General features: G+C 68.0%; 16 protein-coding genes. 7 read left to right on the forward strand and 9 right to left on the reverse strand.

Features of this window, described 5'->3' with window-relative positions; genetic code table 11:
* Positions 1-59: 59 nt before the first annotated feature.
* The 3 genes from ftsL to mraZ all read right to left on the reverse strand — a co-directional run bounded on the left by ftsL (position 60) and on the right by mraZ (position 2,297).
* Entirely contained in the window at positions 60-626 is a 567-nt protein-coding gene (gene ftsL, locus ACFFN1_RS16670) for a cell division protein FtsL (protein WP_376842028.1), read from the reverse strand.
* The gene (gene rsmH, locus ACFFN1_RS16675) at positions 623-1,660 is read right to left on the reverse strand and encodes a 16S rRNA (cytosine(1402)-N(4))-methyltransferase RsmH (protein ID WP_376842029.1); all 1,038 of its coding nucleotides are present in this window, start codon (positions 1,658-1,660) and stop codon (positions 623-625) included. The genes ftsL and rsmH overlap by 4 nt, the downstream gene beginning before the upstream one ends.
* 205 nt (positions 1,661-1,865) lie before the next feature.
* Positions 1,866-2,297, reverse strand: coding sequence for a division/cell wall cluster transcriptional repressor MraZ (gene mraZ, locus ACFFN1_RS16680; protein WP_376842030.1), 432 nt, complete (start codon positions 2,295-2,297; stop codon positions 1,866-1,868).
* 582 nt (positions 2,298-2,879) lie between these two features.
* Between mraZ and ACFFN1_RS16685 the strand changes: the two genes are divergently transcribed.
* From ACFFN1_RS16685 to ACFFN1_RS16695, 3 genes are read left to right on the forward strand one after another with little or no spacing between them, the layout of a single operon-like run.
* The gene (locus ACFFN1_RS16685; RefSeq protein ID WP_376842062.1) at positions 2,880-3,767 is read left to right on the forward strand and encodes an AAA family ATPase; all 888 of its coding nucleotides are present in this window, start codon (positions 2,880-2,882) and stop codon (positions 3,765-3,767) included.
* On the forward strand, positions 3,764-4,912 hold the full coding sequence (locus tag ACFFN1_RS16690; RefSeq protein ID WP_376842031.1) for a DUF58 domain-containing protein: 1,149 nt from the start codon (positions 3,764-3,766) through the stop codon (positions 4,910-4,912). The genes ACFFN1_RS16685 and ACFFN1_RS16690 overlap by 4 nt, the downstream gene beginning before the upstream one ends.
* The gene (locus ACFFN1_RS16695; RefSeq protein WP_376842032.1) at positions 4,909-7,125 is read left to right on the forward strand and encodes a transglutaminase TgpA family protein; all 2,217 of its coding nucleotides are present in this window, start codon (positions 4,909-4,911) and stop codon (positions 7,123-7,125) included. Before ACFFN1_RS16690 ends, ACFFN1_RS16695 begins: the two co-directional genes overlap by 4 nt.
* A 269-nt stretch (positions 7,126-7,394) precedes the next feature.
* Here the strand turns inward: ACFFN1_RS16695 and ACFFN1_RS16700 are convergent, their stop codons facing one another.
* Together ACFFN1_RS16700 and dinB are read right to left on the reverse strand one after the other, a co-directional pair.
* A complete protein-coding gene (locus ACFFN1_RS16700; protein WP_376842033.1) occupies positions 7,395-7,805 on the reverse strand; it encodes an SCO2097 family morphological protein in 411 nt (136 codons plus the stop codon).
* Between the two features lie 135 nt (positions 7,806-7,940).
* Positions 7,941-9,191, reverse strand: coding sequence for a DNA polymerase IV (dinB, locus tag ACFFN1_RS16705; protein ID WP_376842034.1), 1,251 nt, complete (start codon positions 9,189-9,191; stop codon positions 7,941-7,943).
* A 27-nt stretch (positions 9,192-9,218) separates the two neighbouring features.
* On the opposite strand from dinB, the gene ACFFN1_RS16710 reads away from it, so the two are divergent.
* Positions 9,219-9,842, forward strand: a complete 624-nt coding sequence (locus ACFFN1_RS16710) for a hypothetical protein (RefSeq protein ID WP_376842036.1) — start codon at positions 9,219-9,221, stop codon at positions 9,840-9,842.
* Complete coding sequence (locus ACFFN1_RS16715; RefSeq protein WP_376842037.1) at positions 9,839-10,966, forward strand: polyprenyl synthetase family protein; 1,128 nt, start codon at positions 9,839-9,841, stop codon at positions 10,964-10,966. Before ACFFN1_RS16710 ends, ACFFN1_RS16715 begins: the two co-directional genes overlap by 4 nt.
* An 11-nt stretch (positions 10,967-10,977) precedes the next feature.
* On the opposite strand, the gene ACFFN1_RS16720 is transcribed toward ACFFN1_RS16715, so the two are convergent.
* Positions 10,978-11,319, reverse strand: a complete 342-nt coding sequence (locus tag ACFFN1_RS16720; RefSeq protein ID WP_376842063.1) for an Rv2175c family DNA-binding protein — start codon at positions 11,317-11,319, stop codon at positions 10,978-10,980.
* A 270-nt stretch (positions 11,320-11,589) separates the two neighbouring features.
* Here ACFFN1_RS16720 and ACFFN1_RS16725 point away from each other — a divergent pair, with 270 nt between their 5' ends.
* On the forward strand, positions 11,590-12,687 hold the full coding sequence (locus tag ACFFN1_RS16725) for a lytic transglycosylase (RefSeq protein ID WP_376842038.1): 1,098 nt from the start codon (positions 11,590-11,592) through the stop codon (positions 12,685-12,687).
* Positions 12,684-14,558 carry a Stk1 family PASTA domain-containing Ser/Thr kinase gene (gene pknB, locus ACFFN1_RS16730; protein ID WP_376842039.1) on the forward strand — a complete coding sequence of 625 codons (1,875 nt, stop codon included), beginning with the start codon at positions 12,684-12,686 and terminating at the stop codon, positions 14,556-14,558. Before ACFFN1_RS16725 ends, pknB begins: the two co-directional genes overlap by 4 nt.
* A gap of 137 nt (positions 14,559-14,695) precedes the next feature.
* Here pknB and ACFFN1_RS16735 read toward each other — a convergent pair whose 3' ends face one another.
* The 3 genes from ACFFN1_RS16735 to ACFFN1_RS16745 form a co-directional block, all read right to left on the reverse strand.
* Positions 14,696-15,721, reverse strand: coding sequence for a threonine aldolase family protein (locus ACFFN1_RS16735; protein WP_376842040.1), 1,026 nt, complete (start codon positions 15,719-15,721; stop codon positions 14,696-14,698).
* Positions 15,722-15,804: 83 nt separating this feature from the next.
* Complete coding sequence (locus tag ACFFN1_RS16740; RefSeq protein ID WP_376842041.1) at positions 15,805-17,247, reverse strand: class II 3-deoxy-7-phosphoheptulonate synthase; 1,443 nt, start codon at positions 17,245-17,247, stop codon at positions 15,805-15,807.
* A 65-nt stretch (positions 17,248-17,312) separates the two neighbouring features.
* A complete protein-coding gene (locus ACFFN1_RS16745) occupies positions 17,313-17,789 on the reverse strand; it encodes a bifunctional nuclease family protein (RefSeq protein WP_376842042.1) in 477 nt (158 codons plus the stop codon).
* Position 17,790: the final 1 nt, after the last annotated feature.

The raw sequence follows: 17,790 nt of genomic DNA on the forward strand, positions 1-17,790 counted from the left end.
TCCGGTGGTGTGCTGCTCGGCCTGCTGTGCGGCGGCCTCACCGATCACCGGTTCCGGTGTCAGCGGGGGACGGTGAGCTGCGGTGGGCTGAGTTCCTCTGAGCCGGAGTCTCCGACTGCTGGAAGCTTCTCCTCCGATCGTAGGTTCGGGCGGACGGCATCACGGGTATCGGCACGCGGGCCCGGCACCTTTTCTGCTGAGCCTTCCCTGAGAGCCGGCACTTCACCGGATTCGATGATGCTGCCGTCGGACAGCCGCAGGTACTTCACCTGGGCAGGCTGCTTCATGCCCATCTCCTCGGCCGCGGAGGTGATCGCCTGCGGGCTTCCCCGGTAGGAGATGTCCTCGGTCAGCCGGTCGCGTTCGCTGTGCAGCTGCCGCTGTTCGGCGGTGAGCTTCTCCACCTGGAAGGAGCTGTGGGAGATGAAGATGTTGAGCAGCAGCACGGCGACCACCCCAAGCAGCAGCACGCCGAGGAAGGCGAGACTGAGCGGCGTGCGGCGGGCGGCCAGGCCCGGCACGATGAGTTTGAGCCGAGCGGCCTCACCGCGGGTCAGCGGGGCGCTCAGCGAGCGTGAAGCACGGGATGCGGCGGACGATGTGACGGCGCGGGCTGCGGAGCTCATGCGGAACGGTCACCTTTCATCTGCGATGCGGCTGTCGGCTTGTGGTCGTGTTCATGTGTGCGGCTGCAGGGCTGCCGGGTCTTCTGCACGGCCCGCAGACGCACGGAGGCGGCGCGCGGATTGCGTTCGATCTCTGCTGCAGGGGCCTTCTCGGCTCCGCGGGTCAGCGGCGCGAGCCAGGGCTGAAGCTCCGGCGGGACGATGGGCAGGTCGGCTGGGGCCTGGCTTTCGAGACCAGCTCGGAAGGCCCGCTTGACGATCGAGTCCTCCAGCGACTGATAGGACTCGACGGCTACGACCCCGCCGGTGTGCACAGCGGTGAGCGCCTGGTCGAGGGCCGAGCGGAGGATGTCGAGTTCGGCGTTGACCTCGATGCGCAGCGCCTGGAAGGTGCGCTTGGCCGGGTGTGAGCGCTGGCGCTGGCCGGCCGGCTGCGGGATGACGCGCTGGAGCATCGCCACGAGCTGATCCGAGGTCTCCCACGGGGTCTGCTCGCGGTCGGCGACGATGACGCGGGCGATCTTGCGGGCGTAGCGCTCCTCGCCGTAGTCGCGCAGGATGCGGGTGAGCTCGGCCTCGGAATAGGTGTTGAGCACCTCGGCGGCGGTGAGCGCATCGCCGGGGTCCATCCGCATGTCCAGCGGTGCGGAGCGGGCGTAGCTGAAGCCGCGGACATCCTCATCGAGGTGCATCGAGGAGACACCGAGGTCGAAGAGCACGCCGGAGACGGACTCGCAGCCGGCGCGGTCGAGGACGGCGGCCATCTCATCGTCGGTGGCGTGGAAGGACTGGAAGCGCTCACCGTATCCGGCCAGTCGTTCGCCGGCGATCTCCAGCGCGTTCGGATCGCGGTCGATGCCGATGAGCCGCACGGTGGGAAACGCCTCCAGGATGCCTGCGCTGTGCCCACCGGCACCGAGGGTGGCGTCGACGATGACGGGAGCGGTGCCCTCCGCCTCGGCTGCGGCGACTCCATGACCGAGGAGTTCGACGCAGCGTTCGAGCAGGACGGGGGTGTGCGGTGCCTGTGCCATGTCTCCTCCTCTCGTCTGACTGCCGAATGCTGGAAGCCGGAATCTGCTGCCGGTCGTGTGCATGATGCGGGCGGCGGGTGCCGCTGGAACCAGAACCTCGACCGCCTGTGCCCTGCCACCGGGGAAGTGCGTCAGGACCGGAGGGCTTTGAAACCGGGGAAGTATCTCAAAACCACCAGGCGGGCGAGGATCTGAAGCCCAGCGACTAGATCACACCGGGAATCACCTCGTCGGACCGATCGGCGAAGCCCTGCTCGGTCTCCTCCAGGTAGGTCTCCCATGTCGGTGCATCCCAGATCTCTGCACGGTTGCCCATGCCGATGACCGCGATGTCGCGGCCGAGGCCGGCATAGCGCCGCAGGATCTGCGGAACGGTGATGCGCCCCTGCTTATCCGGTTGTTCTGCGGAGGCTCCGGAGAGGAAGACGCGCAGGTAGTCCCGCGCTTCCTTGCTCGTCATCGGCGCCGCTCGCATCTGCTCGTGGACGGTCTCGAACTCCCGCGTGGAGAACAGGGTGAGGCAGCGTTCCTGGCCGCGGGTGAGAACGAGACCGTTCTCAAGCTCATTGCGAAACTTCGCAGGCAGGATGAGTCGACCTTTGTCGTCGAGGCGCAGATAGTGCGTCCCCAAGAACATGTCGCCCACCCCTTTCGAAACCACCCGGTTCCGATAGCCACCACTGTACTCCACTTCCCCCCACCTTTTCCATAGATTTGACTGCAGTTCACGAGTTTTCTGACGTTTTCGCAGGTCAGATAGGTGGTGGAAAGTGGGGTTTTTGGGCACGAATCGGGGTTATGCAGGTCGTTTCAGGCCTGCTGAGCCGGGTTATCGGCCGCTGCCGAGGCGGTTGTCGCCGGGTTTCGGGCCGAAACGGGGGCGCAGTGGCGGGAAGTGGGGTGACCGGTGGTGGGAAGTGGTGGAGACCGGTGGACAGGCCGGTGAAGTGGAGACGAGCCGCCTCCTTGGGAGAGAATGGAGCCTATGAGCAATCCAAGCGATCCACAGCAGCCGCTCACCCGCCGCCAAGCGCGCGAGGCCGGCTACCCGAGCCCACAGCCGCAGCAGTCCTCCCACACCGCACCGCTGATCGGCTCGCAGCAGAGCCATGCCCAGGCGGCATTCGCCGGCGGTCGGCAGGCTGAGCCGGCGGCCGCACAGGGTGTGGATCCGCGCATCCAGCATGTGCAGCGGATCGCTGAGAACGCCCGCCATGCGATGAATGCGGTGCTCGACGGCAAGGACCGCGTCGTGCAGATCGCGCTCATCACGCTGCTGGCCGGCGGCCATCTGCTGCTCGAAGATGTGCCCGGCGTGGGCAAGACGCTGCTGGCGAAGTCACTCGGCCGGGTGGTCGACGGCTCGGTCAAGCGCATCCAGTTCACCCCGGACCTGCTGCCCAGCGATGTCCTCGGCGTCAACCTGTTCAATCAGGAGTCCCGCCACTTCGAGTTCCGGCCCGGCCCGGTGTTCGCCAATATCGTCATCGCTGACGAGATCAACCGCGCCTCGCCCAAGACCCAGTCGGCGATGCTGGAGTGCATGGCCGAATCGCAGACGAGCATCGACGGCACCACCTACTCGCTGCCGGCGCCGTTCATGGTCGTCGCCACGCAGAACCCCATCGACATGGAGGGCACCTACTCACTGCCGGAGGCCCAGCGCGACCGCTTCACCGCCCGCGTCTCGATCGGCTACCCGGATCAGCGCTCGGAGATCGAGATGCTCGATCATCACGTCGACCACGACCCGCTCGCAAAGCTGCCGGCGGTCACCTCGCTCGATGAGATCTTGCAGGCCCGCGAGATCGTCCGCCACATCCCGGCCACCCACGAGCTGCGCACCTATATCGTCGCGCTGCTCGAAGCCACCCGCCGCGACCCGGCCGTTGCGCTCGGCGCCTCCCCGCGCGGCGGTGTGCAGCTGCTGCGAGCGGCCAAGGCCCACGCGGTGCTGCACGGCCGCGGCTACGTCACTCCGGCCGATGTGCAGGCACTGGCCGTCGACGTGCTCGCCCACCGGATCATCACCCATGAGGGCGAGGACCATGAGCATGCAGCGGAGATCATCCGGGCGACGCTGAGCCGTACGCCCGTGCGCTCATGAGGCTCACCACCTCCGGGTTCGTCTTCCTCGTCGCCGGCATCGCGCTCATCATCGCCGCCTACCGGTTCTCCCTGCCAGGACTGCTGCCGGCCGGGATCCTGCTCATCGGCCTCGTCGCCCTCAGCCTGCTGCTGGCGATCATCACGAGCCGGCGGATGGATGTGCGGATGTCCGCTGCCGTGCGCAGCGTCGATTCCACCCCCGTCGCCGAGCTGGGCCGCCCGCTGCTGCTGCGCGCCGCCCTCCGCAACCGCACGCCGCTGCCGATCGGTCCCTTCAGCGTCGACATCACCTTCCGGCCGGGGCTCGGCGAGGAACAGGGCGTGCGTGTGCCGGGCATCGGCGCCCTGGCGGCGGTCACAGTCGAAGCCGAATGCGTTCCCACCCACCGCGGCATGAGCGGCGTCAACACCGTGGCCGTGTCCTTCGAAGGTCCCTTCTCACTGACTGCGGTCTCCCATACAGTGCTGCGCGGCTATGAGATCGCCGTCGCTCCGCGCCTGGAGCAGATGCCGCGTCCGCCCAAGGCCGGGCTCGCCCAGCCGATGGCCGACACCTCGCGTTCGATGCGCGGCGGCACGAGCCGCGACTTCGACACCCGCGAATACGTCCCCGGCGACGATCTGCGCCATATCCATTGGACCTCAACGGCCCGCCACGATGAGCTCATGGTCCGGCACGAAGCCGAGGAGGAGCACCCCTTCGCGGTGTTGCTGCTCGATACCGCCGGTGCCGGTGCGCATCCCGATCCGGCCGCCGAGGTGCTCATCTCGACGGTCCAGTCCCTGGCTGCGGTGTATCTGAGTTCCGGCTATGAGGTGCTGTGCGCCGTCGACGGCCAGCTGCACCCGGTGCGCGATTCCCGCGCGGCCGAACGGCTGCGGCTGCTGCTGGCCGGCTATGAGACCGGCGGCACGACCCTGCCGACCTCACTGCGCGGTGTCTCCGGCGCCGCGGACATCGCCGTCTGCGCGATGACCGCGGAGCGGGCAGCGGAGCTGGAGGCGGCGCTGCCCCGCGGGACTCGCAGGCGCCGGCTCATCGCTGCTGATCTCGACCTCTCCGGCGAGGGCGTCGACGGTGTCTTCGCAGCAGACCAGCAGATCCCGCAGCAATGGAAGCGACTGGGAAGGAGGCGCCGATGAGTTCGCGTCTGTGGATCAGCACCCTGGCCGTCATCGTCTCGATGTCGCTGCTCGCCGTGGCGATGTCGAGCATCTTCAGCGACGTCCAGTGGCTGCCTCCGGTCCTCTTCACTGTCGTCGTCGTTGCGCTCTCCGGTGCGCTGCTGCGTCTGAGCGCCCGCATCCAGGCATCTGGCCTGACGGTTCTGCTGCAGCTGGTCATCGGCATCATCACCGTGCTGATTCTGTGCGTGCCGGAGACCCTGGCCTTCGGGATCGTCCCGACGCCGGACTCTGTGCTGCAGATGTTCTCCCAGCTCAGCAGCGGCATCGACGATATGTACAAGGTCATCCCGCCGGCGGAGTCGACCCGCGGCTTCACCACCATCCTCGTGGTGGGCTTCGGCCTCATCACAATGCTCATCGACGGGCTGGTGCAGGACCTGAATGTGCCCAAGATCGCCGGAGTGCTGCTGCTGCTCGTCTACTGCATTCCGGTGTTCCTGGCTCCCAGTGAGCTGCGCTGGTGGCACTTCGCCGCCGTCGGCGGTGCCTTCATCGTGCTCATGCTCACCCCCTACTTCCAGCAGGCGGAGTCTCTCGGTCCGCTGCCGCCGCTGCTGGCCGGCGGCCTGGCCCTGCTGTTGGGCGTCGGCCTCCCGGTGCTGCTGCCCGATGTCTCCGTCCGCCCGCCGCGCCAGCCCCAGCAGGCCGACATCACCGTCGTCAACCCGTTCCTCGATCTGCGCAGCAACCTCGAAGAGCAGAGCGACGACCCGGTGTTCGCCTACAGCAGCACCGACCCGCTGCAGCCGCCCATCCGGCTGACCTCGGTCTCGGAGTTCGACGGGCAGACGTGGCAGCCGGCGGAGTTCGACATCGATCCCTTCGCCATCGCCGTCGACGGACTGCCGAACCCGCCGGGGGTGAGCACCGATACGACGACCACCGAGCAGACGATGAGCGTCAACGTGGGCGGTTTCGACCAGGCCTATCTGCCGGCGCCCTACGCCCCTTCGCAGATCGACGGGGTCTCCCGCCGCTGGATCTACGACTCCGCCACGCTCACGATCGTCGGCAATGGCGAGATCGCAGCTGAACAGGAGTACACCGCCACCTACACCTCGGTCGAGCCGACCGCCGAGGAGCTCTCAGCCGCACGCCCGGTCTCCGCTGGGCAGTTCGCTGACACTCTCGCGCTGCCCGAGGACATGCCGGCCGTCGTCAGCGACACCGCCGATGAGGTCACCTCTGGAGCACAGAACCCCTGGGAGCAGGCGGTCATGCTGCAGGAGTACTTCCACTCCGACGCCTTCGAGTACTCCCTCGACGCTCCCGAGGAGGCCTCCAGCGATGCGATCGCCGACTTCCTCGATGAGAAGTCCGGCTACTGTGTGCAGTTCTCCGGTGCGATGACCGCGATGTCGCGCTCGCTCGGCATCCCCGCCCGCATCGCCGTCGGCTTCGCCCCAGGTGAGGAGACCGGCGAGAACGCCTATGAGGTGGCGATGTCGGATGCCCATGCCTGGCCGGAGCTGTACTTCGACGGCGTCGGCTGGGTGCGCTTCGAACCGACGCCGGGAGGCCCCGCCGGCGCTCCCCCGCCGTGGTCGCAGACCGGTGGCGCCGAGCCGGAGGGCGAGCCGACCGAGGAGCCGACGGAGGAGGCCAGCGCTGAACCCAGCGAGGAGCCCACAGGCGAGGACGCCGCACCGGAGGAGGAAGAGGACGAGGACACCACAGCCGCCGACACCGAGGCGGAGTCCGCTCCCCGGTGGTGGATTCCGGTGGCCGTGCTCGCAGTGCTGCTGCTTGCTGCAGCTCCTGCGCTCGTGCGCATCGTCCAGCGCCGCAAGCGGATGCGCGAACCGATCGAGCCCGAGGCGGTGTGGGAGGAGATCTTCGCCCTCGGCATCGACTACGGGCAGGCTCCGGCCGCCTCGGTGCCGGCACGCCAGCACCTTGATGAGCTGCGGGATGCCATCACCGCCGAGGTCTCAGGCACCGACGCCGATTACCTGCCGGGTGTCTTCGACGACCTCGGCGAGGCGATCGACCAAGCGCGGTATCTCGACCGCTCGCGCAGCGATCTGCAGCACGCTGCTCCCCTGGTCGACAAGACCGGTGTCGATGAGGCGGTCGAAGCGCTGCGCAAGCACTATGACGGCGCGGGCTCCCGCGGCGCGTCACTGCGCGCACGGCTGTGGCCGGCCAGCGTGTTCCGCCGTCGCTGAGGCATCCAGGGCTCAGCCGTGCCAGCCGCTGCGAATGCGCTGCGCTGGCACGGCTGATGTCGCTCAGGACTGCCATCGGCCAGAGCCGCACCGGCCGGAGCCCCACCAGCCGGAGCGGTGCGCAGGGTGGCTGCCGGATAGGAACAGCGCGCATGCGACCGCCGGATGGGGAAGAGCGCGCATACGGCCGCCGGATGAATGGGAAGATCCCGCCGGCGCAGTGCCGAACGGGATCTGATGTCTGCTGAGTCTGTGCAGGTGGGGTGCGGTCATTCGCCGCGGCGGCGCTTCTCCCAGCGGTCTTCGAGCCGATCCATGAAGCCGCTCGAGGACGATGCGCTGCCGGCTGCGGCTTTGGCAGTGGGGGCCTTCGTGCCGCTCGTGGCCGGTGCGCTCTCCGAGCTGCCGTTGATCGCCCAGTATCCGCCGGCCACCATGACCGCGAATCCGATGACGCCGCCGATGGCGCCGAAGGGCATACCGAAGAAGTAGATGGAGGCGATGGTGATGGCAATGCCTGCCAGCAGGCCGAGCACGCCGATGACGAACCGCTTGGCCGACAGGGAGCCGCCGCCGGTCTGACGCGGCTGCGAGATGTTCTGGGCAAAGCGGGGATCTTCACTGCGCAGCTGCTGCTCAAGCTGATCCAGTAGCTGCTGTTCGTGTTCTGAGAGTGGCATATGTGCCCCCTTCACCTGCGCGCTCGAAAAGACGTATCTCAATGATAGTCTGCCCGGGCGGTTTCAGCATCTCGATTCTGGGGCTGCGCCGAGACTCTGACCAGGTTCACAGCCCGTACGAGGCTCCGCTTCCGATTATGAACGATCCTGGCCCGAGGTGCGCCGCGGTTCCAGCAAGGACGCCTGTCCGATGACGGCGTTGCCGAACTTCCGGCGGACTTCGTCGAGGGCCACCTCGGCGTCACGCGGCGACCGCTCCGGCTCGTCGAGTGTGGCCTGGCGCCCGGCAGCATCGCGGTCGACGACATCGGCGGCCCGCAGCCCGAGCAGGCGCACCGGTTCGCGGTGTTCGGCCATCAGCCGCCGCAGCAGCGGCAGCAGCGCCGCATGGATCTCCGCTGCCACATCGGTGGGCGCCGGCAGCGTCGTCTGCCGGCTGAAGGTGCGGAAGTCGTGCAGCCGGAACTTCAGCCCGACCGTCCCGGCGACGATCTCCTCGCTGCGCAGTCGGGCAGCGACCGCATTGGCCAGCCGCAGCAGTTCGCGCTCCAGCTGGCCGGGATCGGCGATGTCCGCAGGGAAGGTGTTCTCCGCGCTGACGGTGTGCTCCTTGGCGGTGTCATGGATCGTGCGGGTGTCGATGCCGCGGGCGAAGCCGTGGACCGTCGTCCCGAAGGAGCCGAGCGTGTGGGCCGCCCAGTCAGCGTCCGCCTCAGCGAGCTGTCCGATGGTCGTGATGCCGTAGCGGCGCAGCGTCTCCTGCAGCTTCGCCCCGACCCCCGGCAGCGCCTCGATGGGCATCGGCGACAGAAACTCCTGGGTGCGGGCCACCGGCACGACGAGGAGCCCATCGGGTTTGGCGCGCGCGGAGGCGAGCTTGGCGACCACCATCGTGGAAGCCACACCGATCGAGGCCGTCAGCCCGGTCCGCTCGGTGATGGCCGCCCGCAGACCGGCGGCGATCTCCGCGGGCCGGCCCAGGCGCCGGAGGGCTGAAGTGACATCGACATAGCCTTCATCGACGCTGACCTTGCTGAAGTCCTCGGTGACCTCGGCGATGATGTCGAAGACCTGACGGGAGTAGTGCGAATAGGCACCCCGCGATGGCGGGATGACGGTGGCCTGCGGGCACAGCTGGATCGCCCGCGACATCGGCATCGCCGCATGGACGCCGTATTCGCGTGCCTCATAGCTGGCCGAGACGCACACTCCGCGTCCGGCGCGCCCGCCGACGATGACCGGGGTGCCGCGCAGCTCCGGGCGGGTGAGCAGCTCAACGGAGACGAAGAACGCATCCATGTCCAGGTGTAGCATCGTGCAGCCGGTGTCGTCGGTGCCGAGCGCGGACAGGTCGCCGCCGGAGCGGGCAAGCTGCTTTCGACTCATCTCTCTCCCGGGCGCTAGTCTTGAAGCATGATACATCGCACTGCTCTGACGACTTCGGCGCTGGCCGTCTCCGCTGCGCTCATCCTGTCCGGCTGCACCGGGGACGATGCTCCCGAATCCGAGGAGTCGACGGCTGCCGAAACCGCCGCTGCCGAGGACGAGGAGACCCAGGACGCTGACGGCGCCGATCAGACCGCTTATGGCGAGCTCGTCGAGGGCTTCCCTGAGGTCATCAAGCCGCTGGAGGAAGGCGAGATCGTGTCGTCGACCTTCTCCCCTGCCGCCGACACGGCTGCGGACGAGGAGAAGCCGGACGAGGAGAACCCTGACGAGCAGTCTGAGGCAGCCGCTGATGAGGAGGCCGAGGGCGATGAGAAGTCTGAGGACGATGGCGCCGCCGGTGAACGGGTGAGCGTCTCGCTCGTGCAGCAGAGCCCGCAGTCGGCCGAGGACATCCTGAAGTTCTACACCGATTCGCTCAAGGACGCGGGCTTCGAGACCGTCGGCGATGCGGAGAAGCACGAGGACACCGTCACCCAGGCCTTCCACAACACGGACAACGACCAGACCCTCTCGCTCACCGTCGGCCCGAGCCCGGATGGCGAAGGCGACACTCAGCAGGTCACCCTCGGCGGTGTCGTCGCCCGATGACGACTACCGCTTCCACCGTCGCCGCACTCACGCCGGCTGAGGAGGTCATCGCCGCAGTCGATCGCGTCATCGACGCGCACCTGCAGGCCACGGCCGAGCGCATGGCCGAGACCTCCCCTGTCACCAGCGAGCTCATCGAGCCGATCCGCACCTTCAGCGCCAAGGGCAAGCGGGTGCGCGCGCTCATCGCCTGGTGGGGCTATGAACTGGCCGGCGGCACCGATGCCGCCGCTTCCGGCATCGCCCAGACTGCCGCCGGGGTCGAGATGCTGCACGCCGCAGCGCTCATCCACGACGACATCATCGACGCTTCGGAGACCCGCCGCGGCCAGCCGGCGGTGCACACCGCCTTCCGCGCGATGCACCGTGACCGCAGCTGGTCCGGTGATGCGAAGCTCTTCGGCGATGGTGCGGCGATCATCGCCGGCGACCTGTGCCTGAGCCTGAGCGAGGAGCTCTTCAGCGCCTCAGCTCTGGCGGCCTCGGCCACCGCCGAGGCGGTGCGCCGCCACGACGACTTCCGGCGCGATGTCATGGTCGGCCAGTACCTCGACATCCGGCTGCAGGCCGCACCGGTCACCGGCGCGGAGCTGCTGCCGCGCGCAGAGGAGGTGCTGACCTACAAGTCGGCGAAGTACTCGGTTGAGCAGCCGCTGCTGCTCGGAGCCGCACTCGCTGGTGCCGGGCCTGAGCTGCTGGAGGCGCTCTCGGACTTCGGGCTGCCGCTGGGCCGGGCGTTCCAGCTGCGCGATGATGAGCTCGGCGTCTTCGGTGATCCGGCGCTGACCGGCAAACCGGCCGGCGATGATCTGCGGCAGGGCAAGAAGACCGTGCTCATCGGTCTGACGCTGGCAGCGCTGGCAGACGGCGACGCGCAGGCCGCTGAACAGGCTTCATGGCTCATGCGCCGGCTCGGTCAGCCGGACCTCAGCCTCGAAGAGCTGCAGCAGATGAACGACCTCATCCGCTCCTGCGGTGCACTCCAGCAGTTCGAAGCGGAGATCGACGCACAACTCGACGCCACCCACCGGGGACTCGATGCCCTGGCAGCGCACGGGATCGGCGATGCCGCCCGTCAGCAGCTGGCGCAGTATGCGCTGATGCTCACCCGCCGCTCAGCCTGAGCTGGCCGCGGTCACACCGCAAGGGCCTGGGCGCGGCGCCGGACTTCCTTCTTCGATCCGCTGCGCAACACGTCGATCGGCCGGCCGGGCAGCGTGTCATCGGCGGTGAACAGCCAGGCGATCGCCTCGGCATCGCCGAAGCCGGCATCGGCCAGCAGCACGAGGGTACCGTGCAGATTCTTCACCGGCGCGTCCCCGTCGATGAAGAGCGCTGGAACCTGGAAGACCTTGGGGCTGCCGTGCTTGAATCCGATGAGCGCACGATCCTCGACGAGGCGGCGCACTTTGGAGATGCCCAGCCCGGTCTGCTCGGCGACATCGGGCAGCGGAAGCCACTCCTCGACGAGCGCCAGTGCCTGTGCTTCGTGATCAGGGGCTGCTGTCGGGGACGAGCCGGAATCGGTGTTTGAATCAGTCACATTCCACAGACTAGTACCGACACGCCGTGTCCGCATGCTCACACATCTGCGGCTGTGCAGTCGTTAAGCTGGCATCAGTTGTATCCGCAGCTTGTCTTCCCCCACCAGAACTGCAGGTCGCACATGAACAGGGCATCGCATCGCCCGCCGCACGGACGGGCGCGACAGACCGCGGCTCGGGCTGCCGTCCCGTCGCCGCTGACCGTGGCATCCCACTTCGCATCCCAGCAGGCCGTACAGTACGACCCTGCTGCAGATGAGCGCGCCCGCACCGAGGCAGAGCAGCCCACTCCCAGCGACCCGCAGCTGCAGCCGGGCTTCCGCCCGGCTTTCACCCCGCGTGCCACTCCCCGCCCCCACGGCCGGGCGAGGGTCGATGACCAGCCGGGATTCACCTCGGGAACGGTGAGCGACGCAATTCCCGTCACCCACGGCGGACGCACGTACAAGGTGCGCACCGGCGACACCCTGCTGTCGATCGCCAAACGCCACGGTGTCTCCGCTCCGGCGATCGTCGAGCTCAACGATCTGCGCGGCCGCAGCACGGTGCGCCCGGGCCAGATCCTCTCGCTGCCGGCGAAGAACATCCATCAGCAGCGCACCGCCGGGCACCGCGTGAGCGCTGGGGAGACGCTCGAGGCGATCGCTGAGCGCTATCAGATCTCGGTGCCGGCGCTGCAGGCGGCCAATGCGATGGGCACCTCGACGGTCATCCGCGAAGGCGAGCTGCTGTCGCTGTCCGGTTCGGGAGCGACGTCGAGCCGTGCGCGCTGCAGCGTGCCGGAAGCCGAGCTGCCGCAGTTGCCGGCCGACCACCAGGGCACTCCGTACCCGGCCGAGGTGCTCGCTGCCGCCCGCCACAACAAGTGGCTGCTGCAGCAGCGTCCGGCACTCTCCCGCAGCGACATCACCGCGATGGTCCGCGGCATCGCCGACTACCTCGGCGTCGACGAGGATCTCGCCGCTGCCCTGGCCCAGCAGGAGTCGGGGATGCGCCAGCAGGTCGTCTCGCCGGTCAACGCGATCGGCGTCATGCAGGTGACCCCGCGCGCTGGCGCGTGGGCTGCGGAGCTGCTCGGCGAGCCGATCGACGTCCTCGACACCGCCCAGAACATCCGCGCCGGGCTGGCGATTCTGCGCTGGCTGCTGGCCCACACGGATTCCGAAGCCGAGGCGCTGGCCGGCTACTACCAGGGCCTCGCCTCGGTCTCGGCGCACGGAGCGCACAGTGACACCCGCCGATTCGTCCACAACGTCCAGGTGACCGCCGCACGATTCCGCCGCCAGGAGAACCCATCATGAAGACCCTGCACGATCCGCTGCTCGGCGTCGTCCTCAACGAACGCTACCGCGTCGATTCCGTCGTCGCCCGCGGCGGCATGGCGATGGTCTATCGCGGCACTGACCTGCGGCTCGACCGCGAAGTCGCGCTCAAGGTCATGCATCAGCATCTGCTCGACGACGAGACCTTCGTCGAGCGCTTCCGCCGCGAGGCCATCCACGCCGCACGCCTGAGCCACCCCAACCTCATCGCCGTGCACGACCAGGGCTCCGACGGCCAAGCCGTCTACCTCGTCATGGACTATCTGGAGTCGGTGACGCTGCGCAAGGAGCTCAAGCACCGCGGCAGCCTCACCCCGCGCCAGGCGATCGTCGTCGCCGATGCGATCCTGGCTGCGCTCGAAGCCGTCCACGGCTCCGGCATCATCCACCGCGATCTCAAGCCCGACAATGTGCTGCTGGGCACCGATGGGCAGATCAAGCTCGCCGATTTCGGGCTCGCCCGCGCCGTCAGCACCTCGACGACGACGAAGACCCTCATCGGCACCGTCGGCTATGTCGCCCCTGAGCTCGTCACCCGCGCCGGCGCTGATGAGCGCACCGATCTGTACACGGTCGGCATCATGCTCTACGAGATGCTCACCGGCAGCCAGCCCTACACCGATGATGTGCCGATCCAGGTCGCCTACCGGCATGTCCACGACACCGTGCCCGCACCCTCCGAAGCGGTCCCCGGGATCAGCCCGACCCTCGATGCGATCGTGCTGTGGGCGACGTCCCGCAAGCCCGAGGACCGGCCTGCCGATGCCGCTGAGCTGCGCCTGGCGCTGGCTGAGGCCCGCACCCAGCTGAGCGAGGCCGAGCTCGACCTGGCTGAGGGCAGCGGCGCCGCCGCACCGGATGCTCCTGTGCTCACCGCCACCATCACGATCGACGACGGTGATCCCGCCGAGCCCCGCATCAAGGAACCCAAGGCGCGTACCGATGAGATCCCGTACCTGGCCGATGATGAGGATGACGCCTCCGCGCCAGCCTCCGCACCGCTGGCCCCGGCCGCGCTGGCCGCTGCCGGTGCCTCTGGAGCTGCATCGGCACCGCAGTCGTCCCGCCGCCGGCGCCGCCGCACCCGCACGGTGCTCGGACTCACGGCGGCAGCCGCGATCATCGCGCTCACCAGCTGGGGTGCGGTCGCTGCGTTCGACACCACCACCGAGGTGCCGGCTGCCGTGGCAGGTCAGGAGCAGGCCGATGTGGTGTCGGCGCTCAAGACCGCCGGCCTGGCTCCGGCAACCCGCGAGGAGTTCAGCACGAGCGTGCCGGCCGGCAAGGTGATCGGCACCGATCCGGCTGCTGGCACCGAGCTGGACAAGGATTCCGTCGTCACCGTCATCGTGTCGAAGGGCGAGGAGCTCTTCGCCGCTCCCGATGTCTCGAAGATGACCGAGAGCGAAGCCCGCTCAGCGATCGAAGGCGCCTCCCTGCAGGTGGGCTCGGTCGACCGTGAGTACTCCGATTCCGTGCCGGACGGCACCGTCATCTCGCAGTCCCTGCAGGAGGGCGAAGAGGTCTCGAAGGGCACCGAAGTGGATCTCGTCGTCTCCAAGGGCGTCGAACCGCTCGTCATCCCGGATCTCACCGGCGTGTCCTATGAGGCCGCCTACGGCCGTCTGGCGCGGATGGGTCTGCGGATCGCCCGCGATGACGTCTACAGCGAGAACACCCCCAAGGGCAAGGTGGTCGCACACTATCCGAAGGCCGCCGAGCAGAAGGAGGCCGGCTCCCTCGTCATCCTCAAAGTGTCGAAGGGCAAGGAGCCCAAGGACGAGAAGAAGGATGATGAGAAGTCCGAGGAGAAGAAGGACGACAACAAGGACGAGAACAAGGACGACTGAGCAGACACACAGAGAGCGCCGGGGCTGCTGCACGATCAGCAGCCCCGGCGCTCTCAGCGTCTGTACGGGCTTCTCCCCTGCTCCGGTGCGGGCTTCTGCCGCCGGTCACGCAGCCGGGCGGCTGGTGCGGCGCCCGCTCACAGCAGGCTGACGAGCACCTCGGCGGCGGTGTCGACATCGGCAGGTGAGACATCGCGGTGGGTGACGAGCCGGACGCTGCGCTCATCCATGACGGACACGCGCACCCCCTTCTCAGCGGCCTTGGCGGCGAACGCCTCACCGTCATCGGCTATCCCGCTCAGGTCGAGGAACACGATGTTCGTCTCTACCAACTCGGGGTCGACGATGCCCGGGCGGGTTGCTGCCAGCGCATCGGCCAGCTGCCGGGCGTGGGCGTTGTCAGCGGCGAGTCCGGCGAGATTGTGGTCGAGGGCGTGCAGTCCTCCAGCGGCGAGGATGCCGGCCTGGCGCATGCCGCCGCCATAGCGTTTGCGCAGTAGGCGGGCCTTCTCGATGATCTCAGCGCTGCCGGCGAGCACGCTGCCGACCGGTGCGCCGAGGCCCTTCGACAGGCACAGCGAGACGGTGTCGGCCTGGCGGCCGTACTCCTCAGCGGAGATGCCGGTGGCGGCACAGGCGTTGAGCAGCCGGGCACCGTCCATGTGCACGGCCACGCCTGCGGCGGCAGTCTCCCGGCGCAGGGTGCGCAGCTCATCGATGTCGGCGATGCGTCCACCGCCGAAGTTGTGGGTGTTCTCCACGGCGATCGCAGCGGTGCCGACCTGATGGTAGCCGCGCGGACGGCTCATGAGGGCCAGCGCGTCAGCGGCAGTGAAGGTGCCGTCAGGCGATACCCAGGTGCGAGAGGTGACCCCGGCCAGTGCGGCATGGCCGCCAGCTTCGGCACGCAGCACATGGGCTCGCGATTCGGCGATGAGCTCCCAGCCGGGGGCGACGAGTGCAGCGACGCCGAGCATGTTCGTCATCGATCCCGACGGGCAGAAGATCGCGTCCTCATGGCCGAGCAGAGCGGCGCAGCGGGATTCGAGTTCGTTGATCGTCGGGTCCTCGCCGTAGACGTCGTCGCCGACCTCGGCGTTGAGCATCGCCTCGCGCATCGCGGCATCGGGGCGGGTGACGGTATCAGAGCGCAGATCGATCATGATGAGAACTCCTCAGCTCGTGATGGGTGTGCAGCCCTCGGGCGGCTGCCCAGCTGTGGGGCGGCAGGTGCCGCCGTGATGGCTCAGCCGTGCTCCAGCTGGTGCTTGGTGAGGTATTCGGCGACCTGGAATGCCATCTCCAGCGACTGGTCGTGGTTGAGGCGCGGGTCGACGAGCGTCTCATAGCGGCGGCGCAGACCCTCGTCGTCGATCTCGCTGGCACCGCCGAGCACCTCAGTGACATCGTCGCCGGTCAGCTCGATGTGCAGTCCGCCGGGAATGGTGCCGGCGTCGTAGTGGGCGTCGAAGAAGCCGGCGACCTCAGCCATGACATCCTCGAAGCGGCGAGTCTTGTAGCCGGTGTTCGAGGTGATGGTGTTGCCGTGCATCGGATCGCACACCCACGTGAGGTGCGGCAGCTGATCGCCGATCTGGTCGAGCAGCTTGGGCAGGCGCTCGCGGATCTTCTCCGCGCCCATCCGGGTGATGAAGGTCAGACGGCCGGGCTCAGCCTGCGGGTCGAGCTTCTCAGCCAGACCCATGGCCTCATCGTAGGTGGCGTTGGGCCCGAGCTTGACACCGATCGGATTCCGCACCCGGGAGAGGAAGTCGACGTGGGCTGAGTCGAGCTGCCGGGTCCGCTCCCCGATCCACAGGAAGTGCGCTGAGACGTCGTAGGGATCGCCAGTGCGGGAGTCGATGCGGGTCAGCGCCCGCTCGTACTCGAGCAGCAGCGCCTCGTGGGCGGAGAAGAACTCAACGGACTTGAGGCTGTCGAAGTCCGCACCGCAGGCGGCCATGAACTTCAGCGCCCGGTCGATCTCGCGCGCCATCTGCTCGTAGCGGTGGTAGTTGGGGTTCGAGCCGAGGAAGCCGCGGTTCCAGTCGTGGACCAGGCGCAGATCGGCGAAGCCGCCGGTGGTGAACGCCCGAATGAGGTTGAGCGTCGACGAGGAGACATTGTAGGCCTGCAGCAGACGGTTGGGGTCGTGGTGGCGGGCTTCGGGGGTGAACTCGAAGCTGTTGACGATATCGCCGCGGTAGCTCGGCAGCTCCACGCCCTCACGCGCCTCGGTGTCGGAGGAGCGCGGCTTGGCGAACTGACCGGCCATCCGGCCGATCTTCACCACCGGCAGGGAGCCGCCGTAGGTGAGCACGGCAGCCATCTGCAGCACCGTCTGCACGCGGCGGCGGATCCGGTCGGCGTCAGCATCAGCGAAGGATTCGGCGCAGTCGCCGCCGGCCAGCACGAACGCTTCACCGCGGCTGGCCGCGGCGATGCGGTCGGTGAGCTTGTCCGCCTCGCCGGCGAAGATGAGGGGCGGCACCGAACGCAGCCGGTCGAGAACGGCAGCGAGTTCCTCTGCGTCCTCATAGGTCGGCTGCTGAAGAGGCGACATCGAACGCCATGCGTCGAGGCCCTTGATGGTCTCTTCGCTGGCTTCTGCCTGTCCGGCGGCCTGGTAGACACGGCTGATGTTCACAGTGCTGGTTCCTTCAGTCGATGGGAATGCCGACGCGCACATGTTCTCATGCCCGCGGCGACACAGGGCACAGGTGTCCGGTGACCGAACGGTGAGGTGAGCGCGGCTCAGCTCTCGCCTTCGAAGTCCTCCGGCGAGACATGGTCGAGGAAGTCCCGAAACTGTGCGACTTCCTCTTCGTCCGCCTCGGGGGCTTCGATGCCGTTCTCCTCGATGAGCTGCTCATCGGCAAGCACCGGGCATTCGGCGATGAGCGCCATCGCAACAGCGTCCGAGGGCCGGGCGGAGATGGTCTTGCCGTCCGAGGTGTGCAGTTCGGCCAGGAAGGTGTGGTTCTCCTTGCCGGTGATGACGACCTCGGTCAGTTCGGCTCCATAGGCTTCGAGGATGTCGAGCATGAGGTGGTGGCTCAGCGGCCGCGGCGGTGTCAGACCGCGCTGGGCGATCCCGATCGCATTGGCCTCCGCCGTGCCGATCCAGATCGGCAGATAGCGCGGCTGGTAGAGCGCCTTGAGCAGCAGAATCGGCTGATTGGCGGGCAACTCGATCCGCACCCCGACGACTTCGACTCTGACGTAGGCCATC

This window comes from Brevibacterium otitidis (assembly GCF_042429315.1).
Lineage (GTDB): Bacteria > Actinomycetota > Actinomycetes > Actinomycetales > Brevibacteriaceae > Brevibacterium > Brevibacterium otitidis.